13 protein-coding genes are annotated in these 14754 nt (G+C 69.4%); 8 read left to right on the plus strand and 5 right to left on the minus strand.

The features are described from left to right. Positions 1–108 precede the first annotated feature (108 nt). Both uvrB and ACQP0P_RS16985 read left to right on the plus strand, forming a co-directional pair. On the plus strand, positions 109–2220 hold the full coding sequence (gene uvrB, locus ACQP0P_RS16980) for an excinuclease ABC subunit UvrB (protein WP_433377473.1): 2112 nt from the start codon (positions 109–111) through the stop codon (positions 2218–2220). 180 nt (positions 2221–2400) lie between these two features. After that, positions 2401–2973, plus strand: a complete 573-nt coding sequence (locus ACQP0P_RS16985; protein ID WP_433377476.1) for a hypothetical protein — start codon at positions 2401–2403, stop codon at positions 2971–2973. Here ACQP0P_RS16985 and ACQP0P_RS16990 read toward each other — a convergent pair. The 5 genes from ACQP0P_RS16990 to ACQP0P_RS17010 all read right to left on the minus strand — a co-directional run bounded on the left by ACQP0P_RS16990 (position 2951) and on the right by ACQP0P_RS17010 (position 7338). Next, the gene (locus tag ACQP0P_RS16990) at positions 2951–3541 is read right to left on the minus strand and encodes a Uma2 family endonuclease (protein WP_433377479.1); all 591 of its coding nucleotides are present in this window, start codon (positions 3539–3541) and stop codon (positions 2951–2953) included. The genes ACQP0P_RS16985 and ACQP0P_RS16990 overlap by 23 nt on opposite strands. A 176-nt stretch (positions 3542–3717) precedes the next feature. Beyond that, positions 3718–4332, minus strand: coding sequence for a hypothetical protein (locus ACQP0P_RS16995; RefSeq protein WP_433377482.1), 615 nt, complete (start codon positions 4330–4332; stop codon positions 3718–3720). 130 nt (positions 4333–4462) lie between these two features. Further along, on the minus strand, positions 4463–5062 hold the full coding sequence (locus ACQP0P_RS17000; RefSeq protein ID WP_433377485.1) for a DUF4126 domain-containing protein: 600 nt from the start codon (positions 5060–5062) through the stop codon (positions 4463–4465). Positions 5063–5314: 252 nt separating this feature from the next. Next, the gene (locus ACQP0P_RS17005) at positions 5315–6448 is read right to left on the minus strand and encodes an NAD(P)H-dependent flavin oxidoreductase (protein WP_433377488.1); all 1134 of its coding nucleotides are present in this window, start codon (positions 6446–6448) and stop codon (positions 5315–5317) included. A 92-nt stretch (positions 6449–6540) separates the two neighbouring features. After that, complete coding sequence (locus tag ACQP0P_RS17010) at positions 6541–7338, minus strand: DapH/DapD/GlmU-related protein (RefSeq protein WP_433377491.1); 798 nt, start codon at positions 7336–7338, stop codon at positions 6541–6543. A gap of 156 nt (positions 7339–7494) precedes the next feature. On the opposite strand from ACQP0P_RS17010, the gene ACQP0P_RS17015 reads away from it, so the two are divergent. The 6 genes from ACQP0P_RS17015 (at position 7495) to scpB (ending at position 13221) form a co-directional block, all read left to right on the plus strand. Further along, positions 7495–9165, plus strand: coding sequence for a CTP synthase (locus ACQP0P_RS17015; RefSeq protein ID WP_433377493.1), 1671 nt, complete (start codon positions 7495–7497; stop codon positions 9163–9165). Continuing rightward, the gene (locus tag ACQP0P_RS17020) at positions 9162–9809 is read left to right on the plus strand and encodes an NUDIX domain-containing protein (protein WP_433377496.1); all 648 of its coding nucleotides are present in this window, start codon (positions 9162–9164) and stop codon (positions 9807–9809) included. The genes ACQP0P_RS17015 and ACQP0P_RS17020 overlap by 4 nt, the downstream gene beginning before the upstream one ends. Before the next feature lie 36 nt (positions 9810–9845). Continuing rightward, positions 9846–10748, plus strand: coding sequence for a tyrosine recombinase (locus ACQP0P_RS17025; RefSeq protein WP_433377499.1), 903 nt, complete (start codon positions 9846–9848; stop codon positions 10746–10748). Between the two features lie 99 nt (positions 10749–10847). Then, positions 10848–11795, plus strand: a complete 948-nt coding sequence (locus ACQP0P_RS17030; protein ID WP_326638505.1) for a ParA family protein — start codon at positions 10848–10850, stop codon at positions 11793–11795. Between the two features lie 30 nt (positions 11796–11825). Continuing rightward, the gene (locus ACQP0P_RS17035) at positions 11826–12650 is read left to right on the plus strand and encodes a segregation and condensation protein A (RefSeq protein ID WP_433377502.1); all 825 of its coding nucleotides are present in this window, start codon (positions 11826–11828) and stop codon (positions 12648–12650) included. Beyond that, on the plus strand, positions 12643–13221 hold the full coding sequence (gene scpB, locus ACQP0P_RS17040) for an SMC-Scp complex subunit ScpB (protein ID WP_433377505.1): 579 nt from the start codon (positions 12643–12645) through the stop codon (positions 13219–13221). Before ACQP0P_RS17035 ends, scpB begins: the two co-directional genes overlap by 8 nt. Positions 13222–14754 lie beyond the last annotated feature (1533 nt).

Genomic DNA, 14754 nt, shown 5'->3' on the forward strand with positions numbered 1-14754 from the left:
GTAAAGGGGACCTCGCTTGCGGTTCACTTGCCGTGCGGTTAAGCCGGTCGCCCCGGCGGGAGACCGTACGGAGAAGGATTGTCGGTCACGCCGCCTACAGTGGAACAGGTGAGGCCGGTAACAGATTTGCAGCGCAAGGTGGCCCCCTTCGAGGTCGTCACCGACATGACCCCTTCGGGCGACCAGCCCACCGCGATCGCCGAGCTCGAACGGCGGGTCACGGCGGGTGACAAGGACAACGTCCTGCTGGGCGCCACGGGCACGGGCAAGACCGCCACGGTCGCCTGGCTGATCGAGCGCCTCCAGCGACCCACCCTGGTCATCCAGCCCAACAAGACGCTCGCCGCGCAGTTCGCCAACGAGCTGCGCGAGATGATGCCCAACAACGCGGTCGAGTACTTCGTCTCCTACTACGACTACTACCAGCCCGAGGCGTACGTCCCGCAGAGCGACACCTACATCGAGAAGGACTCCTCGATCAACGAGGAGGTCGAGCGGCTGCGCCACTCGGCGACCAACTCGCTGCTGACCCGCCGCGACACGATCGTGGTCGCCTCGGTCTCGTGCATCTACGGCCTGGGCACCCCGCAGGAGTACGTCGACCGCATGGTCAGGCTCAAGGTCGGCCAGGAGATCGAGCGCGACAGCCTGCTCCGCCGCCTCGTCGACATGCAGTACACCCGTAACGACATGGCCTTCACCCGGGGCACCTTCCGGGTGCGCGGCGACACCGTCGAGATCATTCCCAAGTACGAGGAACTCGCCGTCCGCATCGAGATGTTCGGTGACGAGATCGAGAAGCTCTCGACCATGCACCCCCTGACCGGCGAGGTGATCACCGAGGACACCGAGCTCTACATCTTCCCGGCCTCGCACTACGTCGCGGGCGCCGAGCGGATGGAGAGCGCGGTCCGGGGCATCGAGGCCGAGCTGGCCGGGACGCTGGAGACCATGGAGCGCCAGGGCAAGCTCCTTGAGGCCCAGCGGCTGCGCATGCGCACCACCTACGACCTGGAGATGATGCGTCAGATCGGCACCTGCTCCGGCATCGAGAACTACTCGCGCCACATGGACGGCCGCGAGCCGGGCAGCGCGCCCAACACCCTGCTCGACTACTTCCCCGAGGACTTCCTGCTGGTCCTGGACGAGTCCCACCAGACCGTCCCGCAGATCGGCGCGATGTACGAGGGGGACGCCTCCCGCAAGCGCACGCTCGTCGACCACGGCTTCCGCCTGCCGTCCGCGATGGACAACCGCCCGTTGAGATGGGAGGAGTTCCTGGAGCGGATCGGCCAGACGGTCTACCTGTCGGCCACCCCGGGCCCCTATGAGCTGGGCCGCTCCAAGGGCGACGTGGTCGAGCAGGTCATCCGGCCGACCGGCCTGATCGACCCCGAGGTGATCGTCAAGCCGACCACGTCGCAGATCGACGACCTGATCCACGAGATCCGCGTCCGCACCGAGAAGGACGAGCGGGTTTTGGTCACCACGCTGACCAAGAAGATGTCCGAGGACCTCACCGACTACCTGCTGGAGCTCGGCATCCGGGTCCGCTACCTGCACAGCGAGGTCGACACCCTGCGCCGCATCGAGCTCCTGCGCGAGCTGCGGATGGGCGAGTTCGACGTGCTGGTCGGCATCAACCTGCTCCGGGAGGGCCTCGACCTGCCCGAGGTGTCGCTGGTGGCCATCCTCGACGCCGACAAGGAGGGCTTCCTCCGTTCGGAGACCTCCCTGATCCAGACCATCGGCCGCGCGGCCAGAAACGTCTCCGGCCAGGTGCACATGTACGCCGACCGGATCACCCCCTCCATGGAGCGGGCGATCGACGAGACCAACCGCCGCCGGGCCAAGCAGATCGCCTACAACGAGGCCAACGGCATCGACCCGCAGCCGCTCCGCAAGAAGATCGCCGACATCCTCGACTCGCTCAACCGGGAGGACGCCGACACCGCCCAGCTCCTCGGTGGCAGCGGCCGCCAGCAGTCACGAGGCAAGGCACCCGTCCCCGGTTTCGCGGTCAAGCAGGCGGGCCGGCACGCCAGGGCGATCGCCGGAGAGATGCCCAGGGCCCAGCTGGAGGCGCTGATGGAGTCGCTCACCGAGCAGATGCACCAGGCCGCCGCCGACCTGCAGTTCGAGGTCGCCGCCCGGCTCCGCGACGAGATCAAGGAGCTCAAGCGAGAGGTCCGCGACATGCGCGAGGCCGGGGTCTCCTGATTCAGGCGTGAACACGTCCCTCGCCTTCGGAAGCCACCGGCGGCTCCCTGTGAGGGTAACGCGAGGGCGACCCGGCCCAGGAGAACGAGGGGAGACGAGGCTTCCGGGAGGGCCGGGGCGATGTGAAGCCGGTGTGAAAACGGCTCGCCCGTCGGCGATGCGGCCGGATACGGTCGCGGGATGCGACGATGTGCCGGCTGCGGCTGCTGGGAGTACGGCGGGGCACCCGGCTGCGACCGGTGCGCGGCGCTGGTCGACCGGATCGTCGAGGACGGCTGGCGAGTGTTCCTCCGGGACCGGTTCGGTGTGGCCGAGCTGCCCGCCGAGGAGGAGTCGGCGATCGCCGAGATGGTCGCAGACGAGCCCGACCGGCACGACTGGCGGGTCGTCGACGGCGCCCTCGACCGGCTGACCTGCTCCGGCTGCGGGGCCCCGCTGGGCGGGGGGCCACGGGGCTGCCCGCCGTGCGACCTCGCCGACGGCTTCCGCTACTCGGCGATCGAGACCGACCGCCCGAACGTGCCACCCGGCAACGAGCACGCGATCAGGGTCGGCGTCTCGGTGATCCGCGCGGGCCACCGGCAGTCACCACGCGCCCTGCTCGGCTGGCGCCTCGGCCTGCCCGCGCTGCTCGACGGCTTCCTCCCCAGCACCGCCGAGGCCCAGGCCCTGCGCGCCCGCATCAACACCGGCGCCACCTACGACGACCTCGCCAGGCTCTACGCCGACTTCACAAACTTTCCGAACCGATGAACCTGCCGAGGTCAAGGTCGATGTCGACCTCGAAGCCGATGTCCGTCTTCAACCGCCCCCGGTGGATGCCCGTCGGAACGTACGCCTTGACGGAGGGTTCCAGTTCGAAGGTGTAGACGACGGGCCTGTCGTCCTCCTGCTCCACGCGCCAGAGATACCTGATCCCGGCGTCGGAGTATTTGATCGGCTTGGTGGTGCGGTCTCGTTCCAGCGACTCGGGGGACACCACCTCGACCACCAGATGCACGTCCTCCGGCTTGAACGAGGTGGTTCTCAGGCTCGTCAACGCCGAACTCGCCACCAGCATGATGTCGGGTTCCGGCCGCTGCCGGATTCCCAGGGTCACGGTCATCTCCCGAACGACCATGAGATCGCCCGGGAAGGTGAGCGTCTGCTCGAAAAGCGTGACCACGAACATTTGAAAGGCGGTCTGTGGCGGCCTCACGATCAGTGTTCCGTCGATCAGTTCGACATGCCGGGGCGAGTTCGGGGGGAGATGATCGAGCATGTCGGCGGTCCAGCCGCCGGTCGGTCCTGGACGGAACCGATCGGGGAAGAGGGCTTTCACACGGCGAACCCCGCCTTCGGTGATACTCCGGAACATGACTTTACGGAGTCATGCTGGCACCTGTGGTAGGTGGACCGCAGGTCAACCGAGAGCACCGCAGGCGCCGATGGCTTGAGGGCGGGGTCAATGCACATCGTCGGAGGCGGGTTTTCCTACCCGGAGGGCTCCGGAGCCGGTCAGCGGAGGTCTTCGGGGAGGGAGCGGTTGATCATGGTGCGTTTGTAGAGCTCGTCGATCTCCTCCAGCGGGTCGGGGGCCCGGCGGCGGGCTTCGATCTCCAGGTCGGTGCGGTCCTGGATCTGGTCGATGCCCCCGGCCGAGTGCGCCATCTGGTCGTTGCGCAGGTCGGCCCTGATCCGGGCGCAGGAGGTGGTCAGCTTGGTGTGGTGCTCGCGCAGGCGGCCCAGCGCCGTGTGGTCGATGTAGGGCGAGACCCGCCGCTCCTGGGCGTAGTGGGCGAGTTGGGCGTCGAGCTGCTCGGCGTGCGCCGCGATCTCTCCCACCAACTGAGGCAGATCGCCCAGTCCCCACCCGTCGCGCAGCGCGTGGTCCACCGCCTGACGGGTCAGGGAGACCTCGCGCCGCAGGTCAAGACGCATCCGCTCGGTCTCCGCGGCGTCACCGGTGCCCATCGCGGCCATGTGGGAGGCGACCCGGGTGGAGACGCTCTTGGCCTTCTTCGTGGCCTTCTTGCCGATCTTGACCAGCAGATAGATCCCGGCTGCTCCCAGGAGAAGGAAGAACAGCAGGATCACCAGCAGGATCATGAGGAATTCGCCGATCGGAACCACCTCCCCACGGGGGTTGTACGAGATGTTTAGAGCATAGTCCGCACTTTCCCTCTTGGGTGGGCGTCGGGTAGCGCGGGGCAGGGCGGGGAGGCCAGGTGCCCGGCGTGGGCGTGGCACGGCCGGCGAGACCTCATCGCAGGCTCGGGTCGGACACCCGGCTCCGCCTTCGTCGCCGTATTCTGCGGGTCGTCCACCAGGCGAGCAGTGCCAGCCCCGCCACCACCAGGATGACCAGGACGGGCAGGAAGATCGCCACCAGGCTGATGCCCAGCGCCCCGGCGTCCTCGACGGTGCTGACCACGGGCGCGCCCACCCCGGCCGTGGTGGCGTTCACCACGGGCCTGGCGGTCGTCTTCATGATGTGCACGGCCAGCGCGATCCCGATGCCCAGCACCCAGCTGAGCCAGGGGTTGTGGCTCATCCAGGTCGAGCCGTCCAGCCGGGCCGCGGCCTCGGTGGCGCTGAAGACGACGCCGCCGGAGGCCGGGCGGACGACGGTCTGGATCATGTCGTTGACGCTGTCGACCACCGGGACCTTGTCGAACACGAACTCCGCCAGGAGCAGCACGCCGATGATCCCGAGCACCCAGCCGTTGGAGAGCCAGGCGAACTCCTGCGGCAGCCGCACCTGGTCCGTGAAGTTGGCGAGCAGACCGACCACCAGCAGCGGGATGTAGGCGTTGAGCCCGGCCGCGGTGGAGAGCCCAAGGCCCGTCAGTGCCGCGAGCATCACACCTCCGTTGTCCTCTCTGCCCCCTTCAACGTTTCACGGCGGCTGATCGATCCCGCTGGGTTCCCTCTCCCGGTATCGCTCCGGTCTCGGTGGCCGCTCCGGTGAGCCGGGAGGGTCAGGGGATACCGAAAGAGTCCATCGGGCGTCACCGCGGCCGGGAAATCCACCGGAACCGGGGCGCGCTGAAACAGCCGAAACAGAGGAGCCCGAGAAGGAGGAGAGGGGAGGGGGCCGCGGAGGGGGAGCCGGTCAGGCGCCGGTGAGGCGGTCGAGGCGTTCGACGACGGCGGCGAACTCCTCGATCATGTCGTGGACCACCCGGCGGGCCGGTCTGATCTGGTTCATCTGTCCGACGACCTGCCCGACGAAGTAGGTGGCGAGCTCCCCGGCGCCGGGGGAGCCGCTCTCGGCGGCCCTGCCGATCCTGGCCATCGCGCCCTCGGCGAGGAGCATCTGCAGCGGCATCGGCAGCGCGCCCGGGCTCTCCGGGGCCCCGTCCCACTCGTCGGTCCAGGCGGATCTCAGCTGCCGGGCGGGCTTGCCGGTCCGCGACCGGGACCGCACGGTGTCGGAGGAGGTGGCGGCCAGCATCTTCTGCTTGACCAGGGGCAGGGTCTCGGCCTCCTCGGTGGTCAGCCAGACCGAACCGCACCACACCCCCTCGGCGCCCAGCGCGAGCGCGGCGGCCATCTGGCGGCCTCCCGCGATGCCGCCGGCCGCCAGCACTGGGACGTCCACCGCGTCCACGACCTGGGGGACGAGCACCATCGTGGAGATCTCGCCGGTGTGGCCGCCCGCCTCGGAGCCCTGGGCCACGATCACGTCGGCTCCGGCGGCGACCTGGCGGCGGGCGTGCTCGACGGTACCGACCAGCGCCGCGACCGGCACCCCGGCCTGCCTGGCCTTGGCCGTCATCTCCGGCGGGGGCGGGCCGAGCGCGCTGGCGATGAGGCCGATCGGGTGCTTGAGCGCCACGTCGATCAGCCCGGTGGCGCCCTCCGCGGTCACCCGGCGGCCCATCTCGTCGGCGCGGCCGGCCGCGCCGTGGGTGAGCGTCTCGGCCCCGCCCACGCCGTACTTGCCGAACAGGTGTGCCACGAAGTCGCGGTGCCGCTGGGGGATGTGGTCGATGAGGCTGGTGTTCCGGTTGGCGGCCGAGGCGTCGATCCTGCCGGGAACGAGCACGTCCACCCCGTACGGGCGGCCGCCGACACGCTCGTCGATCCAGCTCAGCTCGGTGTCGAGCTGCTCGGGGGAGTAGGCGACGGCGCCGAGCACGCCGAACCCGCCCGCGTTGGTCACCGCGGCGACCACGTCGCGGCAGTGGCTGAAGGCGAAGAGTGGGAACTCGACGCCGAATCTCTCACAGATCGTGGTCCGCATGACGTGACCGTAAGTCACAGAACCTTGTTCGGTCCAGTGTCGTGACCGGGCGTGGAACCGGGTGGTCGCGATCTCCGTGGCGGAAGGGGGCGTCAGGCGGTGTGGACGGGATCGGCGGGGGGAGGCGGTACGGCCGGTCCGGTCAGGGGGGCGGGTGGCTCTGCGGTCTCGCTCTCCGGGCCGCCAGAGGTCTCCGGGCCGCCAGAGGTCTCCGGGCCGCCAGAGGTCCCCGAGCCGGGGGTCTCCGCGCCGCCGCGGTGAGGCGGCAGCCAGCCTTCGCCGGGTACGTAGTGGCGTACCACCTTGGCGGGGATGCCCGCGATCACGCTGTGGTCGGGGAACTCCCCGCGCACCACGGCCCCGCCCGCCACCACGCACTGCCTGCCGATCCGGGTGCCCGGCAGGATGATCGCACCGGTGCCCAGCCACGATCCCGACCCGATGGAGACGGGGTTGTTGCGCGGCCACTGGCGGCCGATCGGCATCTCGGGGTCGTCGTAGACGTGGTTCTGGTCGGTGATGTAGACGTACGGGCCGGTGAAGACATGGTCGCCGATGTCTATCGACTGGTGGCCCACGATGTGGCTGCCCCGGCCGATGGAGCAGCTTCCGCCGATCCGTACGATCGAGTTCGGGCCCAGGTTCACCCCGGGGCCCATGCCCGCGGAGATGGAGACCCGCTCGCCGATCAGGGTGTGGTCGCCGATCTCGATCCAGGCCTCGCCGAAGATGGCCCCGACCGGGAACGACAGGCAGGCGCCCTCGCCGAGGCGCCGGAACCGGTATCCGGCGGGGTTGGCGGGGCTGACGGTGCCGGCCGCGCGGACCGCCGCCCAGAGTCGGTGGATCAGGGTGCCCACAGCACGCCTTACCACCCCACGAAGTGACATAACGGATCAAGTTACTGCTTGGTTAGGTTTGGCGGGAATGCGGGTGGGGGTTGTTCGGGCACTTCGCCGGTACCGTTTGATATTCTGAGAGCCCGTGGACCTGTAGGCCATTCACAAGGGTGTGCCGACTGATCTTCAACGACCACGGGAGCCTTCTTGCGCAGCGCCGCACACACCAAGCATCTGTTCGTCACCGGCGGCGTCGCCTCCAGTCTGGGTAAGGGACTGACGGCGTCAAGCCTCGGGCGTCTTCTCAAGCTGCGCGGCCTGCGGGTCACCATGCAGAAGCTCGACCCCTACCTCAATGTCGACCCCGGCACCATGAATCCGTTCCAGCACGGTGAGGTCTTCGTCACAGACGACGGCGCCGAGACCGACCTCGACGTCGGCCACTACGAGCGGTTCCTCGACACCGAACTGCACGGCTCGGCCAACGTGACCACCGGTCAGGTCTACTCCAACGTCATCGCCAAGGAGCGACGCGGCGAGTATCTCGGCGACACCGTGCAGGTCATCCCGCACATCACCAACGAGATCAAGGACCGTATCCGGTCGATGGCCGGCCCCGACGTGGACGTGGTCATCACCGAGGTCGGCGGCACCGTGGGCGACATCGAGTCGCTGCCCTTCCTGGAGGCCGTCCGCCAGGTCCGCCACGAGGTCGGCCGCGACAACGTGTTCTTCCTGCACGTCTCGCTGCTGCCGTACATCGGGCCGAGCGGAGAGCTGAAGACCAAGCCGACCCAGCACTCGGTCGCCGCGCTGCGCAGCATCGGCATCCAGCCCGACGCGATCGTCCTGCGCTCCGACCGCCCGGTCACGAACGCGATCAAGCGCAAGATCAGCCTCATGTGCGACGTCGACGAGGACGCGGTCGTCTCCGCCGCCGACGCCGCCAGCATCTACGACATCCCCAAGGTGCTGCACGCGGAAGGTCTGGACGCCTACGTGGTGCGCCGCCTCGGCCTGCCCTTCAGGGACGTCGACTGGAAGGAGTGGGAGCAGCTCCTGCGCCGGGTGCACCGCCCGGCCAACGAGGTCACGATCGCGCTCGTCGGCAAGTACATCGACCTGCCCGACGCCTACCTGTCGGTCACCGAGGCGCTGCGCGCGGGTGGTTTCGCCAACGACGCCCGCGTCAACATCCGCTGGGTGAAGAGCGACGACTGCGAGACCCCCGAGGGCGCGGCCCGCGAACTCGACGGCGTCGACGGCGTCCTGGTCCCCGGCGGCTTCGGGGTGCGCGGCATCGAGGGCAAGGTCGGCGCGGTCCGGCACGCCAGGGAGAACAAGATCCCGCTGCTCGGCCTCTGCCTGGGCATGCAGTGCATGGTCATCGAGGCGGCCCGCAACCTCGCGGACATCGAGGACGCCGGCAGCACCGAGTTCGACGAGGAGACCACCCACCCGGTCATCTCCACCATGGCCGACCAGCAGGACGTCGTCTCCGGCGAGCGCGACATGGGCGGCACCATGCGGCTGGGCCTCTACCCGGCCAGGCTCGGTGAGGGCACCCTCGCCCGCCAGCTGTACGGCATGGCGAAGGTCGACGAGCGCCACCGCCACCGCTACGAGGTCAACAACTCCTACCGCGAGCAGCTGGAGAAGGTCGGCATGGTCTTCTCGGGTCTCTCGCCCGACGGTCGGCTGGTGGAGTACGCCGAGCTGCCCACCGACACCCACCCCTTCTTCATCGGCACCCAGGCGCACCCGGAGTTCCGCTCCCGGCCGACCCGGGCGCATCCGCTGTTCAAGGGCCTGATCGGCGCCGCCCTGACATACGCGGAAACCCGTGGCACCGTCGCCAAGGCCGGGCGGGGCAAGTGAGCGACACGCGAGGGGGGCGGAGCGAGGACGTCCTGGAGGTCCTGGACGTTCCCGAGGAGTGGAAGGTCACCTCTTCCACCGAGCACTTCCGCGCCCGGGTCATCACCGCCGTCACCGACGCGGTGGTCATGCCGGAGGGCGATGTCGTCAACCGTGACTACGTGGTCCACCCCGGCTCCGTGGCGGTCGTCGCCCTCGACGACCGGGAGCGGGTCCTGATGATCCGCCAGTACCGCCACCCTGTCAGGCGGCTGCTGTGGGAACTGCCCGCGGGGCTGCGCGACGTCCACGGAGAGTCCCTGAAGGCGGGGGCGGCCCGCGAGCTCGCCGAGGAGGCGGGCTACCGGGCGAACACCTGGCACACCCTCGTCGACGCCTTCATCTCGCCGGGAATGACCGACGAGCGCACCCGGATCTTCCTCGCCAGGGACGTCGCTCCCATTCCCGAGGGGGAGCTGGACTTCGTCCACCGGCACGAGGAGGCCGACATGCCGGTGGTCTGGATTCCCCTGTCCGACGCGGTTCGGCGTGCCATGGCGGGAATGATCCACAATTCCCAAGCCGTGGCCGGTATTCTCGCCGCATACGCCGCTTCGGCGGATGGATTCGCCTCGCTGCGGCCCGCCGACGCACCGGAGGCATGACAGGAGGACACCCTGAGCGAGACGGAGGCCGTCCTCTTGCGCTACCTCGCCCACCTGGCGGGGGAGCGGGGCCTGGCAGCCAACACACTGGCCTCCTACCGCCGTGACCTCCTGCGATACGTGGAGCACCTCAGGCACCGCGGCCGCGTCACTTTCGCCGAGGTCGCCGAGGGCGACGTCGCCGCCTTCGTGGCGGCACTCAGGGAGGGCGACGGGGAGCATCAGGCCCTCGTCGCCGCCTCGGCGGCGCGGGCCGTCTCCGCGGTGCGCGGGCTGCACCGCTTCGCGCTGAGCCAGGGCCTCTGCCGCCATGATCCCGCCCACGAGGTGCGCCCGCCGCGCCAGCTCAGGCGGCTGCCCAGGGCGATCAGCGTCCGCGACGTGGAGCGCCTGATCGCCGCCTCCGGGCCCGACGGCGCCCCTCTCACCCTGCGCAACCGGGCACTGCTCGAACTGCTGTACGGCACCGGCGCGCGTATCTCCGAGGCCGTCGGGCTCACCGTCGACGACGTCGAGCTGGGGGCGGAGGCCCAGCGGGTGCGGCTGCGGGGTAAGGGCGGGCGCACCCGCCTGGTGCCCCTGGGCGACTTCGCGGGGGAGGCGCTGGGCGCCTACCTCACCCGTGCCCGCCCCCGCATCGCCTCCCAAGGCCGTGGCACCTCGGGGCTCTTTCTCAACGCCAGGGGTGGCCGGCTCACCCGGCAGGGGGCCTGGGAGGTCCTCCAGGGCGCCGCCGAGCGCGGCGGGCTCGAAGGAGTGTCGCCACATATGTTGCGACATTCGTTCGCAACCCACCTCCTTGACGGCGGTGCGGACGTTAGGGTGGTTCAGGAACTACTCGGCCACGCCTCGGTGACCACCACCCAGGTGTACACGCAGGTCACGGCCGACAGGCTCCGGGAGGTCTATGCCGTGGCGCATCCGCGCACGCGGGATTGACCTTCCTTATGTCCGGGCGTGCCGCCTTGCCGCATACGTGTTGACGCCATAGTGTCCGTCCGGACGGTCCGGTTAGAGGCCGTCAGGGAGGTTCGACTGGTGACTGTGACCACCGACGGTTCTATCCGGGGAGCGGCCCCGGCAAACCCCGAGAATCCCTGGGGCGACACCAAGACCGCCGGGACCCCTCGCAGTGGGGGAGTCCTCGGCCCGACCGGGCGTCCCCGCCCCGTTTTTCCCGATCCGCCCCCTCGCACCGTGCACGGACCGGCGAGGGTCGTCGCCATGGTCAACCAGAAGGGCGGCGTCGGCAAGACGACCACCACGATCAACCTGGGCGCCGCGCTGGCGGAGGCCGGGCTCAAGGTGCTGCTGGTCGACTTCGACCCACAGGGCGCCCTCTCGGTCGGTCTCGGGATCAACCCCCTCCAGCTCGACCTGACGGTCTACAACCTCCTCATGGAGCGGCAGATCACGGCCAGGGACGTGCTGCTGGAGACCGGCGTCGAGGGCATGGACCTGCTGCCCAGTAACATCGACCTGTCGGCCGCCGAGGTCCAGCTCGTCACCGAGGTCGCCCGCGAGCAGGTGCTCGGCCGGGTCATCAAGCCCCTCCTGCCCGAGTACGACGTCTGCCTGATCGACTGCCAGCCCTCCCTGGGACTGCTCACGATCAACGCGCTGGCCTGTGCGCACGGCGTCATGGTGCCGCTGGAGTGCGAGTTCTTCGCGCTGCGCGGTGTCGCGCTGCTCATGGACACCATCATCAAGGTCCAGGAGCGCATCAACGACGAGCTGGTCATCGAGGGCCTGCTCGCCACCATGTACGACGCGCGCACCCTGCACGGCCGCGAGGTGCTGGCCCGGGTCGTCGAGGCGTTCGACGACAAGGTCTACCACACAGTGATCAACCGGACGGTTCGCTTCCCCGACGCGACCGTGGCCGGTGAGCCCATCACCAGCTTCGACTCCTCCTCGCTCGGCGCCAGCGCGTACCGCGAGCTCGCCAGGGAAGTTCTTGCCAGGTGGGCCGCGCTGGAGCGATGATCCCACCTGCTGGTACGGGACAATGGAGGGATGACCGAGCAGCCGAGGACCGCCGATGACACCTTCAAGGTGCATCTGGAGGTCTTCGAAGGCCCTTTCGACCTCCTGCTCGGTCTGATCTCCAAGCACAAGCTGGACATCACCGAGGTCTCGCTCAGCCAGGTCACCGACGAGTTCATCTCCTATATCCGGGCCAGGGGCCCGGAGTGGGACCTGGACCAGACGAGCCATTTCCTGCTCGTCGCGGCGACCCTGCTCGACCTCAAGGCGGCCAGGCTGCTGCCCGCCGGCGAGGTGGACGACGAGGAGGACCTGGCCCTTCTGGAGGCCCGCGACCTGCTCTTCGCCCGCCTCCTGCAGTACCGGGCCTACAAGGAGGTCGTCAAGGTCTTCTCCGCCAGGATGGCCGAGGAGGCGCTGCGCTTCCCGCGTACCGTGCCGATGGAGGCCCAGTTCGCGGGCCTGCTGCCCGAGCTGATCCTCGGCATCGGCCCCGACCGCCTCGCTGAGATCGCCCGGCGGGCCTTCGTCCCCAAGGTGCCCCCGTCGGTTTCCGTGGCCCACATCTACCAACCACTCGCCAATGTCCGCGATCAGGCGGTTATCCTTGTCGAGCGGCTGCGGCGGTTACGCCGGGCGACCTTCCGGGCACTCACCTCCGACTGCGCCGGCACCTTCGAGATCGTCGCCCGTTTCCTGGCGGTCCTGGAGCTCTACCGGGAGGCGGCCGTCTCCTTCGAGCAGATTGAGCCTCTCGGGGAGTTGCACGTGACCTGGACCGGCAGTGACGACGGTGACGTCGCCGTGGCCGACGACTACGACGAGACCCCGAAGAGAGAACCCGCCGATGACTGACCTGGCATCCGAGCCTGATCTGAGCGCCGGTCCTGACCTGCGCGCCGGGCTGGAGGCCATCCTGCTGGTGGTCGACGAGCCCGTCGCCGAGGTGACCCTCGCCCAGGTGCTGGAGCGGCCCGTCCACGAGGTCGGCAGGGTGCTCCGGGAACTCTCGGCGGAATACACCGAAGCCGGGCGGGGTTTCGACCTGAGAGAGGTCGCGGGCGGCTGGCGTTTCTACACGCGGGCCGAGTGCGCCTCACTCGTGGAGCGGTTCGTCCGCGACGGCCAGCAGACGCGTCTGACCCAGGCCGCGCTGGAGACCCTGGCCGTGGTCGCCTACCGGCAGCCGGTGAGCCGGGCCCGGGTGGCGGCCATCCGCGGTGTCAACAGCGACGGCGTCATGCGCACGCTGGTGACGAGGGGGCTGGTCGAGGAGGCCGGCACCGAACCGGAGAGCCAAGCCGTGCTCTACCGGACAAGTTCGTATTTTCTCGAAAGGATAGGCCTGCGGGGGCTCGACGAGCTTCCAGAACTGGCGCCTTTCCTGCCCGATGACATGGAATCCCTAGAGGAGCAGAAGCAGTGAACAACAGCCGTAGTACCCCGTCCGGTGATGGACGCGGTCAAGGCCGTGGCGGAGCCCCGCGCGGTGGCAATCCCCGTGGGGGCTCGCAGTCCGGTGGATTCCGGGGCGGTTCCTCCCGGGGCGGATCCTCGTCAGGCGGCTCCCGTGGTGGTTCGCAGGGCGGTTACCGGTCCGACGGCCCGCGTCGGGATGATCGTGGTGGTTTCCGTGCCGAGCGTGATGGTTCGCGCAGCTCGTCCGGTAGGTCCTCGGGCGGTTTCCGGTCCGATGGTCCGCGTCGGGATGACCGTGGTGGTTCGCAGGGCGGTTTCCGGTCCGACGGCCCGCGTCGGGATGATCGTGGTGGTTTCCGTGCCGAGCGTGATGGTTCGCGCAGCTCGTCCGGTAGGTCCTCGGGCGGTTTCCGGTCCGATGGTCCGCGTCGGGATGACCGTGGTGGTTCGCAGGGCGGTTTCCGGTCCGACGGCCCGCGTCGGGATGATCGTGGTGGTTTCCGTGCCGAGCGTGATGGTTCGCGCAGCTCGTCCGGTAGGTCCTCGGGCGGTTTCCGGTCCGATGGTCCGCGTCGGGATGACCGTGGTGGTTCGCAGGGTGGTTTCCGGTCCGATGGTCCGCGTCGGGATGATCGTGGTGGTTTCCGTGCCGAGCGTGATGGTTCGCGCAGTTCGTACGGGAGCAGGCCTTCGGGTGGTTCGCAGGGTGGTTTCCGGTCCGATGGTCCGCGTCGGGATGATCGTGGTGGTTTCCGTGCCGAGCGTGATGGTTCGCGCAGTTCGTACGGGAGCAGGCCTTCGGGTGGTTCGCAGGGTGGTTTCCGGTCCGACGGCCCGCGTCGGGATGACCGTGGTGGTTCGCAGGGCGGTTTCCGGTCCGATGGTCCGCGTCGGGATGATCGTGGTGGTTTCCGTGCCGAGCGTGATGGTTCGCGCAGTTCGTACGGGAGCAGGCCTTCGGGTGGTTCGCAGGGTGGTTTCCGGTCCGACGGCCCGCGTCGGGATGACCGTGGTGGTTCGCAGGGCGGTTACCGGTCCGACGGCCCGCGCCGTGAGGACCGTGGCGGTTCGTCGTTCGGCGGGTCCCGCGACGGTTCGAGGAGCGATTTCCGGTCCGATGCCCCGCGTCGTGACGACCGTGGTGGTTCGCAGGGTGGTTTCCGCGCGGACCGAGACGGCTCGCGTGGCAGGCCCGGCGCCGACCGAGGTCGCGGCGGCGCGCCCGCCGGTGGTTCCCGTGCCCGCTTCGGCAGGACCGGCCGCCGGGACGACGTCCAGACGATCGGCGGCGACCGCGCCGGGGCGTACGGCGAGCGTCGTGCCCCGGCCGGCCGCTCCACCGGCCGAGCTCCGGAGGCGAAGGCCCCGCTGCGGCCCGGCACGATCGCGAACGACCGGTTCAAGACCGCCCGCCAGCCCAAGCGTGACTCCGACTTCTACGACCGTGACTACGTCGACGAGCGCGACACCACCGAGGTCCCTGACGGCGTCCGGCTGCAGAAGGTCCTCGCCCAGGCGGGCGTCGCCAGCCGCCGGGCCT

The sequence above is a fragment of the Streptosporangium sp. CA-115845 genome (assembly GCF_050943795.1).
Taxonomy (GTDB): domain Bacteria; phylum Actinomycetota; class Actinomycetes; order Streptosporangiales; family Streptosporangiaceae; genus Streptosporangium.